This window comes from Kitasatospora sp. NPDC051914 (assembly GCF_040680995.1).
In the GTDB taxonomy this organism is placed as follows: domain Bacteria; phylum Actinomycetota; class Actinomycetes; order Streptomycetales; family Streptomycetaceae; genus Kitasatospora.
Map to the genome: position 1 here is coordinate 22,211 of NZ_JBFAXX010000045.1, position 13,552 is coordinate 35,762.

General features: G+C 69.9%; 15 protein-coding genes. 14 read left to right on the forward strand and 1 reads right to left on the reverse strand.

The genetic code is table 11. The features are described 5' to 3' along the window. The first annotated feature begins 45 nt into the window (after window positions 1-45). The 12 genes from AB0M03_RS26740 to AB0M03_RS26795 all read left to right on the forward strand — a co-directional run bounded on the left by AB0M03_RS26740 (window position 46) and on the right by AB0M03_RS26795 (window position 10,943). Window positions 46-1,401, forward strand: coding sequence for an MraY family glycosyltransferase (locus tag AB0M03_RS26740; protein ID WP_363495112.1), 1,356 nt, complete (start codon window positions 46-48; stop codon window positions 1,399-1,401). 320 nt (window positions 1,402-1,721) lie between these two features. After that, window positions 1,722-2,153: a hypothetical protein gene (locus tag AB0M03_RS26745; RefSeq protein WP_363495114.1), complete on the forward strand. Its 432-nt coding sequence runs from the start codon at window positions 1,722-1,724 to the stop codon at window positions 2,151-2,153. Window positions 2,154-2,417: 264 nt separating this feature from the next. Then, window positions 2,418-3,248: a F0F1 ATP synthase subunit A gene (gene atpB / locus AB0M03_RS26750; RefSeq protein WP_363495116.1), complete on the forward strand. Its 831-nt coding sequence runs from the start codon at window positions 2,418-2,420 to the stop codon at window positions 3,246-3,248. An 81-nt stretch (window positions 3,249-3,329) separates the two neighbouring features. Then, window positions 3,330-3,557 carry an ATP synthase F0 subunit C gene (gene atpE / locus AB0M03_RS26755; protein ID WP_095873146.1) on the forward strand — a complete coding sequence of 76 codons (228 nt, stop codon included), beginning with the start codon at window positions 3,330-3,332 and terminating at the stop codon, window positions 3,555-3,557. Between the two features lie 42 nt (window positions 3,558-3,599). Further along, a complete protein-coding gene (locus AB0M03_RS26760) occupies window positions 3,600-4,154 on the forward strand; it encodes a F0F1 ATP synthase subunit B (protein WP_363495118.1) in 555 nt (184 codons plus the stop codon). Further along, window positions 4,151-4,966, forward strand: a complete 816-nt coding sequence (locus AB0M03_RS26765; RefSeq protein WP_363495120.1) for a F0F1 ATP synthase subunit delta — start codon at window positions 4,151-4,153, stop codon at window positions 4,964-4,966. Before AB0M03_RS26760 ends, AB0M03_RS26765 begins: the two co-directional genes overlap by 4 nt. Window positions 4,967-5,125: 159 nt before the next feature. After that, complete coding sequence (gene atpA, locus AB0M03_RS26770; RefSeq protein WP_363495121.1) at window positions 5,126-6,700, forward strand: F0F1 ATP synthase subunit alpha; 1,575 nt, start codon at window positions 5,126-5,128, stop codon at window positions 6,698-6,700. 33 nt (window positions 6,701-6,733) lie between these two features. Beyond that, entirely contained in the window at window positions 6,734-7,648 is a 915-nt protein-coding gene (locus tag AB0M03_RS26775; RefSeq protein WP_363495123.1) for a F0F1 ATP synthase subunit gamma, read from the forward strand. Window positions 7,649-7,650: 2 nt separating this feature from the next. Beyond that, window positions 7,651-9,096 carry a F0F1 ATP synthase subunit beta gene (gene atpD / locus AB0M03_RS26780; RefSeq protein ID WP_363495125.1) on the forward strand — a complete coding sequence of 482 codons (1,446 nt, stop codon included), beginning with the start codon at window positions 7,651-7,653 and terminating at the stop codon, window positions 9,094-9,096. Window positions 9,097-9,284: 188 nt separating this feature from the next. Continuing rightward, window positions 9,285-9,668: a F0F1 ATP synthase subunit epsilon gene (locus tag AB0M03_RS26785; RefSeq protein WP_363495127.1), complete on the forward strand. Its 384-nt coding sequence runs from the start codon at window positions 9,285-9,287 to the stop codon at window positions 9,666-9,668. 140 nt (window positions 9,669-9,808) lie between these two features. Continuing rightward, complete coding sequence (locus AB0M03_RS26790) at window positions 9,809-10,309, forward strand: DUF2550 domain-containing protein (RefSeq protein WP_363495129.1); 501 nt, start codon at window positions 9,809-9,811, stop codon at window positions 10,307-10,309. A gap of 61 nt (window positions 10,310-10,370) precedes the next feature. Continuing rightward, the gene (locus AB0M03_RS26795; RefSeq protein ID WP_363495131.1) at window positions 10,371-10,943 is read left to right on the forward strand and encodes a cob(I)yrinic acid a,c-diamide adenosyltransferase; all 573 of its coding nucleotides are present in this window, start codon (window positions 10,371-10,373) and stop codon (window positions 10,941-10,943) included. Window positions 10,944-10,984: 41 nt separating this feature from the next. On the opposite strand, the gene AB0M03_RS26800 is transcribed toward AB0M03_RS26795, so the two are convergent. Continuing rightward, on the reverse strand, window positions 10,985-11,533 hold the full coding sequence (locus tag AB0M03_RS26800; protein ID WP_363495133.1) for a hypothetical protein: 549 nt from the start codon (window positions 11,531-11,533) through the stop codon (window positions 10,985-10,987). 131 nt (window positions 11,534-11,664) lie between these two features. Between AB0M03_RS26800 and AB0M03_RS26805 the strand changes: the two genes are divergently transcribed. Both AB0M03_RS26805 and AB0M03_RS26810 read left to right on the forward strand, forming a co-directional pair. After that, window positions 11,665-12,873, forward strand: coding sequence for a histidine kinase (locus AB0M03_RS26805; RefSeq protein WP_363495135.1), 1,209 nt, complete (start codon window positions 11,665-11,667; stop codon window positions 12,871-12,873). After that, the gene (locus tag AB0M03_RS26810; protein ID WP_363495138.1) at window positions 12,870-13,526 is read left to right on the forward strand and encodes a response regulator transcription factor; all 657 of its coding nucleotides are present in this window, start codon (window positions 12,870-12,872) and stop codon (window positions 13,524-13,526) included. The genes AB0M03_RS26805 and AB0M03_RS26810 overlap by 4 nt, the downstream gene beginning before the upstream one ends. Window positions 13,527-13,552: the final 26 nt, after the last annotated feature.

Consider the following 13,552-nt stretch of genomic DNA (forward strand, 5'->3'; position numbering starts at 1 on the left):
TACGCTCCGTACTCATCCGTCGGACCGTGATGCAGGAGGCCAGTGGTGCGTGAGTATCTGCTGGTGCTCTTCGTCACGGCGGCGGTGACGTACCTGCTGGTCAGCCCGGTGCGGAAGTTCGCGATCGCGGCGGGTGCCATGCCCGCGGTGCGGGCACGCGACGTGCACCGCGAGCCCACCCCCCGGCTCGGCGGCATCGCGATGTTCGGCGGGCTCTGCGCGGGCCTGCTGGTCGCCTCCCAATTGACCAACATCGGTCGGCTGTTCATCCAGAGCGCGGACATCCGGGCCCTGCTCGCCGGTGCCGGGATCATGTGGATCCTGGGCGTGCTGGACGACAAGTGGGGCGTCGACGCCCTGGTGAAGCTGGGCGGCCAGATGATCGCCGCCGGTGTCATGGTCTGGCAGGGCGTGACGGTCATCTCGATCCCGGTGCCCGGCGTCGGCCCGGTCGCCGTCACCCCGACCCAGGGCATGATCATCTCCGTTGCGCTGGTCGTCGTCATGGTCAACGCGGTGAACTTCATCGACGGCCTGGACGGCCTCGCGGCCGGCATGGTCTGCATCGCCGCGATGGCGTTCTTCCTGTACTCGTACCGGCTGTGGATCGGCTACGGGGTCAACGACGCCGCGCCAGCCGTGCTGTTCAGCGCCGTCCTGATCGGCATGTGCCTGGGCTTCCTGCCGCACAACCTGCACCCCGCCCGGATCTTCATGGGCGACTCCGGCTCGATGATGCTCGGCCTGATGCTGGCCGTCGCCGCCATCTCGATCACCGGCCGCGTGGACCCCGACCTGGTCACCGCCGTCACCGGGTCGCAGACCGCCACCGTCCACGCCCTGGTGCCGATCTACATCCCGCTGCTGCTGCCGCTGACCGTCATCGCGTTGCCGCTGGCCGACCTGCTGCTCGCCGTCGTCCGCCGCACCTGGGCCGGGAAGTCGCCGTTCGCCGCCGACAAGCAGCACCTGCACCACCGGCTGCTCCAGGTGGGCCACTCGCACAGCCGGGCCGTGCTGATCATGTACTTCTGGGCCGCGCTGATCGCCTTCGGCACGGTCGCCTTCTCGGTCACCAACACCGGCCGCACCGTGGTGCTGGCCTTCGCCGGGCTCTGCCTGGTCGGCCTGGTGGTGCTGCTGATGCCGCGCTTCCGCCCGCACGCCCCGCGGGCCGTGCAGGCCATCGTGCCGCCCCGCTACCGCAAGGGCCGGACGGAGGAGTCCGTCGCCGATCCGGCGGTCGCCGCGGAGGCCGCCGCGGCCGCGGAGCCCGCCGCCGAGGAGGCGGAGACCGGGGCCCCCGCGATGGCCGAGCTCTCCGCCAAGGACAAGGCGCTGCTCAGCCGGATCGGCAGCGGTGCCACCGCGGTCGGCCCGCGCAGCCGGGCCAAGGGCTGACACCCTCCGCGGACGGCTGACGTTCCGTCAAGATCCGCGCGGGGAGGGCTCACCCGGTCGGCGGCACCCTTGGGCCATTGGTGTGACAGGTGCCACACGTTCATGGTAAAGCTCTCATCAAATAGTTTGTGATACCGTTCACGAGTACCGAGAACACGCCGAAAGACCTGACGGGTGGAGTCCTCCCGCCCCCGGTCGGTCTCATCGACGGGCTCGCCGTCGATCGGCCGGCCTGCGGCTGTGGTTCCCGGTGCGGTGTCACCGCCGCGCATCCCCAAATGCCAGTCCCCCGTTGCCGACATGCCGCCGGAGTTGCCGACATGCCGTCCCACGACGCCCGGATCATCCGAGGCGCCGCAATCCCCACTGCGGTCGCCGGCCTGATCGCCGCTGTGATCGCCTTCGCGGTCGTGGGGGCCAAGGGACTGATCGGCGCAGTCTTCGCAACGCTGCTGGTGATGGCGTTCTTCAGCTTCGGCCAGGTCGCACTCGACCGGCTCACCAGGAACAACCCGCAGATCATGATGGCAGCCGCGCTGCTCGTCTACACGACGCAGATCCTGCTGGTCGCGGTCGTCCTGGCGGTGTTCAAGCACACCACCCTCTTCGACACCAAGGCCTTCGGCTTCACGCTGCTCGGCTGCGCGCTGATCTGGACGGGCTTCCAGGTGCGCGGCGCGATGAAGGCCAAGATCTACTACGTCGACCCCGAATCCCGGGACGACAAGCCCAAATCGGGGCGTCAACCGTGAGTGGGGCGGGCTGTCCCCCTCGCGAGGGGGGCGGTGTTTATGCCCTCCTGACGGGCTGCTATCGTCCGTCCCAACGGCGGAGTACGAGATGCGGCCGGGTCTCTCCGATCATCGGACGGATCGCCCCCCGACTCCCCGAAGTCTTCGAAGATCCCGCGGCAGGGATACGCGCCGTGCAGGGTCCGCGAGAAATCCAACAAGTTCCAGTGCCGCTCCGTGGCCCCGCGCCGCGCCGACACACCGAGGTTGCCGTAACCATGCGTCATGACGAAGGAGTCCGTGGTGGGTACTGAATCCGCGCTGCTCGCCTCTGGCAGTTGCCACTTCAGTGACGCTGGCTGCGGGTTCCCCGCTCCTGGCCTGAACGAGTTCGACTTCAAGCCGATCTTCACCATCGGCAGCGTCGACTTCACCAAGCCGATGCTCCTGTCGATCATCGTGGCCCTGCTGGTGGTCGCCTTCTTCTGGGCCGCCTTCGCCAAGCCGAAGCTGCTCCCCGGCAAGCTCCAGCTCGTCGGCGAGATCGGCTACGACTTCGTCAAGCGCAGCATCGTGCTGGAGACGATCGGCAAGAAGGGCGAGAAGTACGTCCCGATGCTGGTCTCGATGTTCTTCTTCGTCTGGGTGATGAACATCATGTCCATCATCCCGTTCGCCCAGTTCCCGGTGACGGCGCGCATCGCGTACCCGGCCGGCCTCGCGCTCGTCGTGTGGCTGACCTACATGGGCCTGACCTTCCAGAAGCACGGCTTCGTCGGTGGTCTGAAGAACCTCTGCTGGCCGTCCGGCATCCCCGGCTGGGTCATGTTCATCCTGGTGCCGATCGAGTTCTTCTCGAACATCTTCGTCCGCCCCTTCACCCTGGCGGTCCGAGCCTTCGCGAACATGTTCGCCGGCCACCTGCTGATCGTCATGTTCTCGGTCGCCTCCTGGTACCTGCTCAGCCCGAGCCTCGGCGCCCTCTACGGCTCCGCCTCCTTCGTGGTGGCCGTCGGCCTCACCGCCTTCGAGCTGCTGGTCCAGTTCCTGCAGGCCTACATCTTCGTGATGCTCGCCAGCAGCTACATCGCCGGTGCCCTCGAAGAGGCGCACTGAGCACCGCAGCCCCAGGCTGCGCCCCCGAACTCCCGGTGGCCAACACCCACCGGTACTCCATCCCGCAAAGGATTAGCTGAGATGTCCGCTCTCGCTGAGGTCACCGGTTCCATCGCTTCCGTCGGCTACGGCCTCGCCGCGATCGGCCCCGGCATCGGTGTCGGTCTGATCTTCGGTAACGGCGTGCAGGCGATGGCCCGTCAGCCCGAGGCTGCCGGCCTGATCCGCTCCAACATGTTCATCGGCTTCGCGCTGACCGAGGCGCTCGCGCTCATCGGCATCGTCATGCCGTTCGTGTTCGGCAAGTAATTTCCGGCACACCGGTAGCCCGTTTCGACGAAAGGTTCAGATATGAACCCCGTGGTCTTCCTCGCGGAAGAGGAGCAGATGAACCCGCTCCTTCCCGCGTGGCCCGAGGTCATCATCGGCCTGCTCTGCTTCTTCATCGTCTTCGGCTTCCTCGGCAAGAAGCTCCTCCCCAGCATCGAGAAGGTGCTGCAGGAGCGTCGTGACGCCATCGAGGGCGGTATGGAGCGTGCGGAGGCTGCTCAGGCCGAGGCCCAGGCCCTGCTGGAGCAGTACCGCGCCGAGCTCGCCGAGGCGCGTCACGAGGCCGCTCGGATCACCGAGCACGCCCGTGAGCAGGGCGCCGTTCTGGTGGCCGAGATGCGCGAGGAGGGCCAGCGCCAGCGCGAGGCCATCGTCGCCGCCGGTCACGCCCAGATCGAGGCCGACAAGAAGCAGGCGACTGCCGCCCTGCGCCAGGACGTGGGTTCGCTGGCCTCCCAGCTGGCCTCCCGCATCGTGGGTGAGTCCCTCGAGGACCACGCCCGGCAGAGCGGCGTGATCGACCGCTTCCTCGACGAGCTCGAGGCCAAGGCCGCCAGCTCGGCGGGTGCCAAGTGATCGGCGCCAGCCGGGAGGCCCTGGCCGCCGGCCGGGAGAACCTCGAGAGCCTGACCGACAGCACCTCGGTGGATGCGGCCAAGCTCGCCGAGGAGCTCGCCGCCGTCACGGCCCTGCTGGACCGCGAGGTGTCGCTGCGCCGCGTGCTGACCGACCCCTCCCGGTCGGGCCAGGACAAGGCCGCGTTCGTCGCGAGGCTGCTGTCGGGCCAGGTCTCCGGCGCGACCGTCGACCTGGTCTCCGGCCTCGTCCGGTCCCGCTGGTCCGCCGCGCGCGACCTGGTCGACGCGGTGGAGGAGCTCTCGGCGTACGCCGAGGTCATCGCCGCCGACAAGGCCGGTGCGCTGGACGACGTCGAGGACGAGCTGTTCCGGTTCGGCCGGGTCGTCGCGGGCTCGCACGAGCTGCGCGCCGCGCTCACCGAGCCGAAGGCCGACGCCGCCGCCAAGGCGGCCCTGGTCAAGAAGCTGCTCGGCGGCCGCGCCAACGCGGGCACCGTCCGCCTGGTCGTCTCCCTGGTCACCACCCCGCGTGGCCGTAGCCTGGAACAGGGTCTCGAGTCCTACTCCAAGCTCGCTGCCGCTCGTCGCGGCCGCGTGGTGGCCCTGGTCACCAGCGCCGTGCCGCTGTCGGACCGGCAGAAGGAGCGGCTCTCCGCCGCCCTGGCCGGCCTGTACGGCAAGCAGGTCCACCTGAACATCGACGTCGACCCCGAGGTCGCCGGCGGCGTGAAGGTGCAGATCGGCGACGAGGTCATCGACGGTACGGTGGCGAGCCGCCTCGAGGGCGCTCGTCAGGGCCTCGAAGGCTGACCGAAGAAGAGCATCATCCGACCCTCGGTCGGGCGTCGGTTCACACCGAGTGAACCGGCAAAACGTACGGCCGGTTCACCCCGACCCGGCCGAGAGTCGAGCACTTGCGGCCCTCAATGGCGGGCCGAGGATCGCAAACTAGGAGAGCAGGGAAGCCTGATGGCGGAGCTTACGATCCGTCCGGAGGAGATCCGGGACGCGCTGGCCGACTTTGTCCAGTCGTACCAGCCGGACGCCGCCTCGCGTGAAGAGGTCGGCACGGTCACCGAGGCCATGGACGGTATCGCCAAGGTCGAGGGTCTCCCCTCGGTCATGGCCAACGAGCTGCTGAAGTTCGAGGACGGCACCCTCGGCCTCGCGCTGAACCTCGACACCCGCGAGATCGGTGTCGTCATCCTCGGTGAGTTCTCGGGCATCGAGGAGGGCCAGACGGTGCAGCGCACCGGCGAGGTCCTCTCCGTCCCGGTCGGCGAGGGCTACCTCGGCCGCGTCGTGGACCCGCTGGGCAACCCGATCGACGGCCTGGGCGAGATCGCCTCCACCGGCCGCCGCGCCCTGGAGCTGCAGGCCCCCGGCGTCATGGTCCGCAAGTCGGTCCACGAGCCGATGCAGACCGGCATCAAGGCCATCGACGCGATGACCCCGATCGGCCGCGGTCAGCGTCAGCTGATCATCGGCGACCGCCAGACCGGCAAGACCGCGGTCGCGATCGACACGATCATCAACCAGCGCGACAACTGGCGCTCGGGCGACCCGAAGAAGCAGGTCCGCTGCATCTACGTCGCCGTCGGCCAGAAGGGCTCCACCATCGCGTCCGTCCGCGGCGCCCTGGAGGAGGCCGGCGCGCTGGAGTACACCACCATCGTGGCTGCTCCCGCCTCCGACCCGGCCGGCTTCAAGTACCTCGCCCCGTACACCGGCTCCGCCATCGGCCAGGAGTGGATGTACGACGGCAAGCACGTCCTGATCATCTTCGACGACCTGTCGAAGCAGGCCGAGGCCTACCGCTCCGTCTCCCTGCTGCTGCGCCGCCCGCCGGGCCGCGAGGCCTACCCGGGTGACGTCTTCTACCTGCACTCCCGCCTGCTGGAGCGCTGCGCGAAGCTCTCCGACGAGCTGGGCGCCGGCTCGATGACCGGTCTGCCGATCATCGAGACCAAGGCCAACGACGTCTCGGCGTACATCCCGACCAACGTCATCTCCATCACCGACGGCCAGTGCTTCCTGGAGTCCGACCTGTTCAACGCCGGCATCCGCCCGGCCGTGAACGTCGGCATCTCGGTCTCCCGCGTCGGTGGCTCCGCCCAGATCAAGGCCATGAAGTCGGTCGCCGGCCGCCTGCGCCTGGACCTGGCCCAGTACCGCGAGCTGGAGGCGTTCGCCGCCTTCGGTTCCGACCTGGACCCGGCCTCCAAGGCCCAGCTGGAGCGCGGTGCGCGCATGGTCGAGCTGCTGAAGCAGGGTCAGTACCAGCCGTTCCCCGTCGAGGAGCAGGTCGTCTCCATCTGGGCCGGCACCACCGGCAAGCTGGACGACGTCCCGGTCACCGAGATCCGCCGCTTCGAGCGCGAGTTCCTGGACCACCTGCGCCTGGAGCACAAGGGCATCCTCGCCGGCATCGTCGAGACCCAGAAGCTCGAGGACGGCACCATCGACGCGCTGACCAGCGCGATCGAGGGCTTCAAGCAGGGCTACACCACGGCTGACGGCAAGCTCCTGTCCGAGCAGGCCTGAGTCCGGTAACGAGGGAAAGGACGTAACGACCCAATGGGAGCACAGCTTCGGGTCTACAAGCGCCGGATCCGCTCTGTCACCGCGACGAAGAAGATCACCAAGGCGATGGAGATGATCTCCGCGTCGCGCATCGTCAAGGCGCAGCGCGCGGTGGCCGCCTCCACTCCGTACGCCGATGAGCTCACCCGGGCGGTGACGGCGGTGGCCACCCGGTCCAACGCCAAGCACCCGCTCACCACCGAGAACCCGCAGGCCACCAAGGCCGCCGTCCTGCTGATCACGGCGGACCGCGGCCTGGCCGGCGGCTACTCGACCAACGCCATCAAGCAGGCCGTCGCGCTCAGCGCGAAGCTCCGCGACGAGGGCAAGGACGTGGTGACCTACATCGTCGGTCGCAAGGGCGTCTCGTACTACAACTTCCGTAGCCTTGAGGTTGCGGGGTCGTGGACGGGCTTCTCGGACAAGCCGACCTACGGCGACGCCAAGACCGTGGCGAGCGACCTCATCGAGGCGTTCACCGCGGAGACCGGCGGCGTGGACGAGCTCCACCTGGTCTCGACGAAGTTCGAGTCGATGCTGACGCAGACGGCGGTCGACGCCCGACTGCTGCCGCTGAAGCTGGACGAGGTCGAGCTCAGCGACGAGTCCAAGGCCAAGCACGAGATCTTCCCGCTGTACGACTTCGAGCCGTCGGCGGAGGGCGTCCTGGACGCCCTGCTGCCGCGGTACGTCGAGAGCCGGATCTACAACGCGCTGCTGCAGTCGGCCGCTTCGGAGCACGCCGCCCGCCGGCGCGCGATGAAGAGCGCGACCGACAACGCGGGAGAGCTCATCAAGTCGCTCACGCGGCTTGCCAACTCGGCCCGTCAGGCCGAGATCACCCAGGAAATCAGCGAGATCGTCGGTGGCGCCAACGCGCTCGCTGACGCGAGCCGCGGGAGCGAATGAGTATGACCACCACTGTTGAGCCGACCACGGCGACGGGCCGCGTCGCGCGGGTCATCGGCCCGGTCGTCGACGTGGAGTTCCCCGTCGACGCGATTCCGGACATGTTCAACGCCCTGCACGTCGAGGTGGACAACCCCGACGGCACGGGCAAGAAGACCCTGACCCTCGAGGTTGCGCAGCACCTCGGCGACGGCCTGGTCCGCGGCATCTCGATGCAGCCGACCGACGGTCTGATCCGTGGCGCCCAGGTGTCCGACACCGGTGCGGCGATCTCCGTCCCCGTCGGTCAGATCACCAAGGGCAAGGTCTTCAACGCCCTCGGCGAGGTGCTGAACGTCGACAAGGCGGAGTTCGAGGCCACGGTCACGACCCGCTGGCCGATCCACCGCAAGGCCCCGAACTTCTCCGAGCTCGAGTCGAAGACCGAGATGTTCGAGACCGGCATCAAGGTCATCGACCTCCTCACCCCGTACGTCCAGGGTGGCAAGATCGGTCTGTTCGGTGGCGCCGGTGTCGGCAAGACCGTTCTGATCCAGGAGATGATCTACCGCGTCGCCGAGAACTTCGGTGGTGTGTCGGTGTTCGCCGGTGTCGGCGAGCGCACCCGTGAGGGCAACGACCTCATCCACGAGATGGTCGACTCGGGCGTTCTGGACAAGACCGCGCTGGTCTTCGGCCAGATGGACGAGCCCCCGGGCACCCGTCTGCGCGTCGCGCTCTCCGCGCTGACCATGGCGGAGTACTTCCGCGACGTCGAGAAGCAGGACGTGCTCCTCTTCATCGACAACATCTTCCGGTTCACCCAGGCCGGTTCCGAGGTGTCGACCCTGCTCGGCCGCATGCCCTCCGCGGTGGGTTACCAGCCGAACCTGGCCGACGAGATGGGCCTCCTGCAGGAGCGCATCACCTCGACCCGCGGTCACTCGATCACCTCGATGCAGGCGATCTACGTCCCCGCGGACGACCTGACCGACCCGGCGCCGGCGACCACCTTCGCCCACCTGGACGCGACCACCGTTCTGTCGCGCCCGATCTCGGAGAAGGGCATCTACCCGGCCGTCGACCCGCTGGACTCGACGTCCCGCATCCTGGACCCGCGCTACATCGCGCAGGACCACTACGACACCGCGGTGCGCGTCAAGGGGATCCTCCAGAAGTACAAGGACCTCCAGGACATCATCGCGATCCTCGGCATCGACGAGCTGAGCGAGGAGGACAAGATCACCGTCCACCGCGCCCGCCGCATCGAGCGCTTCCTCTCGCAGAACACCTACGTGGCGAAGCAGTTCACCGGCGTCGACGGCTCGACCGTGCCGCTGTCGGAGACCATCGAGGCCTTCAACGCGATCGCGGACGGCAAGTACGACTCCGTCCCGGAGCAGGCCTTCTTCATGTGCGGTGGCATCGAGGACCTCGAGAAGAACGCTGCCGAGCTGGCGAAGAAGTAATCAGGCCGGCGTGACGGCCGAGTGACCGTGAGGGGTGGTCCCCGTCTTCCGGGGGCCACCCCTCACGGCGCACAGCGGCTGTGATTCCGGTCATCTCCGTGTCCCTGGTTTCATCACAGGGGGACGGGCCCGTTATTCTTACCGAAACCATCGAGAAATCGGCGGTTTCAAGAGCCTAGGAGCCCACGTTGGCTGAGCTGCACGTCGAGCTGGTCGCAGCCGACCGCAAGGTGTGGTCCGGTGCGGCCACCATCGTTGTCGCCCGTACGGCCTCCGGTGACACCGGCATCATGCCCGGTCACACCCCGGTGCTGAGCGTGCTGGAGACCGGTCCGGTCACCATCCGCACCACCGACGGCGGGACCGTCCTCGCCGCGGTGCACGGCGGCTTCATCTCCTTCGCCGACAACAAGCTCTCCATCCTCGCCGAGGTGGCCGAGCTGGCGGACGAGATCGACGTCGCCCGTGCCGAGCGCGCGCTGGAGAACGCGAAGTCGGAGCTCGACGCGCACGCCGAGCGCCGCGCCGAGGTCCGCCTGGCGGCCACGCGCGGTCTCAAGGCCCACGCCTGAGCACCGGACCCTGACAGCGGGGTCGACCGACGGTCCCGGGGACGCGGAAGCGTGACCCCGGGACTGTCGTATCAGTTGGTAGGAAAAGGCGGCCGTGACCCGGTCGTCACGGGGACGCTGGAGCGAGGAGGTCGGTGAGCATGGTCCTCGCCCTTGTGGTGTGCGCGGCGATCGTGGCCGCCGCCGTGGTCGGACTGATGGCGTTCGCGGTACGCCGCCGCGTCATCCAGCGAGTAGGCGGCACGTTCGACTGCAGTTTCCGGCTCAAAATGCCGGCCGACGCCTCCACGCAGCCCGACCTCGACGAGAACGGCAAACCCACCCCGGCCCCGGTCCACACGACCGACGGCAAGGGGTGGGTTTTCGGTATCGGGCGGTACAGCGGCGACTCCATCGAATGGTTCCGCGTCTTCTCCTACGCCCCCCGCCCGCGCCGGGTGCTCCCGCGCACCGAGATCGAGGTGCTCGGCCGCCGCTATCCCGAGGGCCAGGAGGAGCTCGCCCTGCTCTCCGGCTCGGTCGTGCTGCGATGCCTGCACAACGGCGCCCCGCTGGAGCTCGCCATGAGCGAGGACGCCCTCACCGGCTTCCTCGCCTGGCTCGAGGCCGCCCCGCCCGGCCAGAGGGTCAACGTCGCGTGACCCCGTGTGGGCTGGTTAACACCGCCTAACAACGGCTCCGCGTCGGCGCTAGGCTGCGGCCATGGTGAACCTGACGCGCATCTACACCCGCACCGGCGACGACGGCACGACCGCCCTCGGCGACATGAGCCGCACCACCAAGACCGACCCGCGGCTGATCGCGTACGCCGACACCAACGAGGCCAACGCCGCCATCGGCGTCGCCATCGCCGCAGGCGCCCTGCCGGACGACCTGGTCGCCGTGCTCACCCGGATCCAGAACGACCTCTTCGACGTCGGCGCGGACCTGGCCACCCCGGTCGTGGAGAACCCCGCCTACCCGCCGCTGCGGGTCGAGCAGGGCTACATCGACAAGCTCGAGGCCGACTGCGACCACTACCTGGCCGCCCTGGAGAAGCTCCGCAGCTTCATCCTCCCCGGCGGCACCCCCGGCGCCGCCCACCTGCACCTCGCCTGCACCGTCGTCCGTCGGGCCGAGCGCTCCACCTGGGCCGCCATCGACGTGCACGGGGACTCCGTCAACCCGCTCACCGCGAAGTACCTCAACCGGCTCTCCGACCTGCTGTTCATCCTCGCCCGGACGGCCAACAAGGAGATCGGCGACGTCCTCTGGGTGCCGGGCGAGAACCGCTAGCCGCGGCACCCCGATGGGTTGCCCATGTGCCTTCGACGGGGTTACTGCGCGGTGCGGTGCCCCGGCTCGCGCTTGGGGAAGACGGTGTAGCTGCCGGCGATCAGCAGGTTGATGCCGACCACCAGGGCCATCCGCGGGTACCACGGGTCGAGGCCCTCGGTGCGCGGGGCGTCGCCGACCAGCCGCTGCACGGCGAAGACCAGGGCCACGGTCAGCGCCGCCGCGACCACCGTGCGGGCGAACATCCGCCACTCGTGGGCGGCACGCGCCGAGCCGTACTTCGGCGGCCCGGCCGGTTTCGGGGCGCCGGCCAGCCGGTGGGCGGCGTGGCCGTCCGCCCACCGCACCAGGTAGTGGCCGTACGCCACCGAGAAGCCGACGTAACTGGCGGCCAGCCCGTGCGTCCAGTCCGCGGTCGCGCCGCCCCGCAGGTCCGCCACGGTGGCGGCCAGGATCACCAGGTCCACCACCGGCAGCAGCACCAGCAGACCGGTGCTGACCCGGCGCAGGTGCAGCACGTACCGTGCGGCCAGCGCCGCGGCGAGCACCACCCAGAAGCCGACCTCGCCGGCCACGATCAGGGAAACCATGCCCCCAGCCTGCCGCGCGTGGGGGCCCGCTCCGTCGTCGCCGGGGGCGATCCCGCATGAGACCTTCGATGTACCGGCGGCTCCTCCGGAAGGCAGGTCCGGGTGCGGCGGAGGGATGGTGGGATGGTGCCGTGACCCTCACCCCGCGCCGGCAGGACGCCGTGATCGCCCTCGCCGGGCTGCTCGGCGGCCTGCTGCTGATCGCCTACGGCGCCTACGACAGCAGCAGCATCCCCCGCTGGGTGGCGGCGCTGCCACTGCTGGCGATGGCCGTGCTGGAGCTGTTCCGGCGCACCCGCACGATCTGGACGGCCTCGCTCGGCGGCCTGGTCTTCGCCGCCTGCATCTTCGCCGGCTCCGTCCTCGCCACCGTCGTGATGTACACCGACCTGCTGTACGCGGCGGTGCTCTACGGGCCGCCGCGGATGGCGAAGGTCCTGCACCTCACCGGCGGCGCCACCACCCTGGTGCTCTCCGGCCTCACCCTGGTGTACCGCGACGCGCCCGACGCGCTGCTGGTGGCGGGCTTCTGCGGGCTGGTCTTCCTCACCCCGGTGTGGACGGCCGACCTGCTCCGCCGCCACCAGGACCGCGCCGAGACCGAGCGGTTGCGCGCCGAGCAGACCGCGCTCCTCGCCGAGCTCGACCGCCGGGCCGCGGTCACCGCCGAACGCGCCCGGATGGCCCGCGAACTGCACGACGTCATCGCCAACCACCTGTCGGCCGTCGCCATCCACGCCACCGGCGCGCAGTCGGTGGCCCGCCGCCGGCAGGTCCCCGAGGACGACCCGGTGGTGGCCGCACTGGCCGTGATCCGGGAGAACAGCGTCCAGGGCCTGGCCGAGATGCGCCGCATGATCGGCCTGCTCCGCCGCGGCGCCGCACCCGGGCCGCTCTCCGACGGCGAGCACGCCGACGGCTCGTACGCCGCGCCGCGGCTCTCCGCACTGGACGCGCTGATCGGCCGGGCCAGGGACGCCGGCCGGGACGCCGGACTGGCCTTCGAGGCCGCCCAGTCGGGCGAACCGGGCGAGCTGCCCGCCCCGCTGGAGCTCGCGGCCTACCGGATCGTCCAGGAGTCGCTCACCAACGCGGTGAAGCACGCCGCGCCCGGCACCGTGCGGCTCACCGTCGACTACCGGCCGGCGGACGTGGTGATCGCGGTGGACAGCCCGTACCGTGAGGGCGCCGGCCGGGCGCTGCAGGGCGCCGGGGCCGGGCTGGTCGGCATGGGGGAGCGCGCACAGCTGCTGGGCGGCGACTTCGACGCGGGGCCGCAGGACGGCCGCTGGCGGGTACGGGCGGTGCTGCCGCGCGAGACGAGGGGGACGGACGGATGACCATCCGGGTACTGGTCGCGGAGGACCAGGCGGCGGTACGGGCCGCCCTGGTGATGATCCTGCGCGCGGAGCCGGGCATCGAGGTGGCCGGCGAGGCCGCGGACGGCGAGGAGGCCGTCCGCCTCGCCCTGGAACTCAGGCCCGACGTCGTCCTGATGGACATTCAGATGCCCCGGCTGGACGGCGTGGAGGCCACCCGGCGGGTGGTCGCCGCCGACGCAGCCCACGTACTGGTGCTCACCACCTTCGACCTCGACGACTACGTCTACGGCGCGCTGCGCGCCGGCGCGGCCGGCTTCCTGCTCAAGGACGTCGACGCCGAGGGCCTGATCGACGGCATCCGCACGGTGGCCCGTGGCGACGGCATGCTCGCCCCGTCCGTCACCCGGCGGCTGATCTCCGCCTTCGCCCGGCCCGCCCGCTCCGCCACGGCGGAGGCCAGGGCGGCCGTCGACGGGCTCACCGCCCGCGAGCGCGAGGTGCTGGCCTGCCTCGGCGCCGGGCTCTCCAACGCCCAGATCGCCGAACGGCTCGGCATGGCCGAGGGCACCACCAAGACGCACGTCAGCCGGATCCTCGCCAAGCTCGCGCTGCGCAGCCGGGTCCAGGCGGCCGTTCTGGCCCAGGAGCTCGGCATCCTGCCCGCCGGCTGATCCGCGGCCGTGCACGGCCCGCCGGA

What these genes read in the sequence shown, in the direction of transcription:
- AB0M03_RS26790 (WP_363495129.1), top strand. Translation starts at nt 9,809, where the DNA reads ATGGTCCTCGCCCTTGTGGTGTGCGCGGCGATCGTGGCCGCCGCCGTG.
- AB0M03_RS26795 (WP_363495131.1), top strand. Translation starts at nt 10,371, where the DNA reads ATGGTGAACCTGACGCGCATCTACACCCGCACCGGCGACGACGGCACG.
- AB0M03_RS26810 (WP_363495138.1), top strand. Translation starts at nt 12,870, where the DNA reads ATGACCATCCGGGTACTGGTCGCGGAGGACCAGGCGGCGGTACGGGCC.
- atpA (WP_363495121.1), top strand. Translation starts at nt 5,126, where the DNA reads ATGGCGGAGCTTACGATCCGTCCGGAGGAGATCCGGGACGCGCTGGCC.
- atpB (WP_363495116.1), top strand. Translation starts at nt 2,418, where the DNA reads ATGACGAAGGAGTCCGTGGTGGGTACTGAATCCGCGCTGCTCGCCTCT.
- atpD (WP_363495125.1), top strand. Translation starts at nt 7,651, where the DNA reads ATGACCACCACTGTTGAGCCGACCACGGCGACGGGCCGCGTCGCGCGG.
- atpE (WP_095873146.1), top strand. Translation starts at nt 3,330, where the DNA reads ATGTCCGCTCTCGCTGAGGTCACCGGTTCCATCGCTTCCGTCGGCTAC.
- AB0M03_RS26775 (WP_363495123.1), top strand. Translation starts at nt 6,734, where the DNA reads ATGGGAGCACAGCTTCGGGTCTACAAGCGCCGGATCCGCTCTGTCACC.
- AB0M03_RS26800 (WP_363495133.1), bottom strand. Translation starts at nt 11,533, where the DNA reads ATGGTTTCCCTGATCGTGGCCGGCGAGGTCGGCTTCTGGGTGGTGCTC.
- AB0M03_RS26760 (WP_363495118.1), top strand. Translation starts at nt 3,600, where the DNA reads ATGAACCCCGTGGTCTTCCTCGCGGAAGAGGAGCAGATGAACCCGCTC.
- AB0M03_RS26745 (WP_363495114.1), top strand. Translation starts at nt 1,722, where the DNA reads ATGCCGTCCCACGACGCCCGGATCATCCGAGGCGCCGCAATCCCCACT.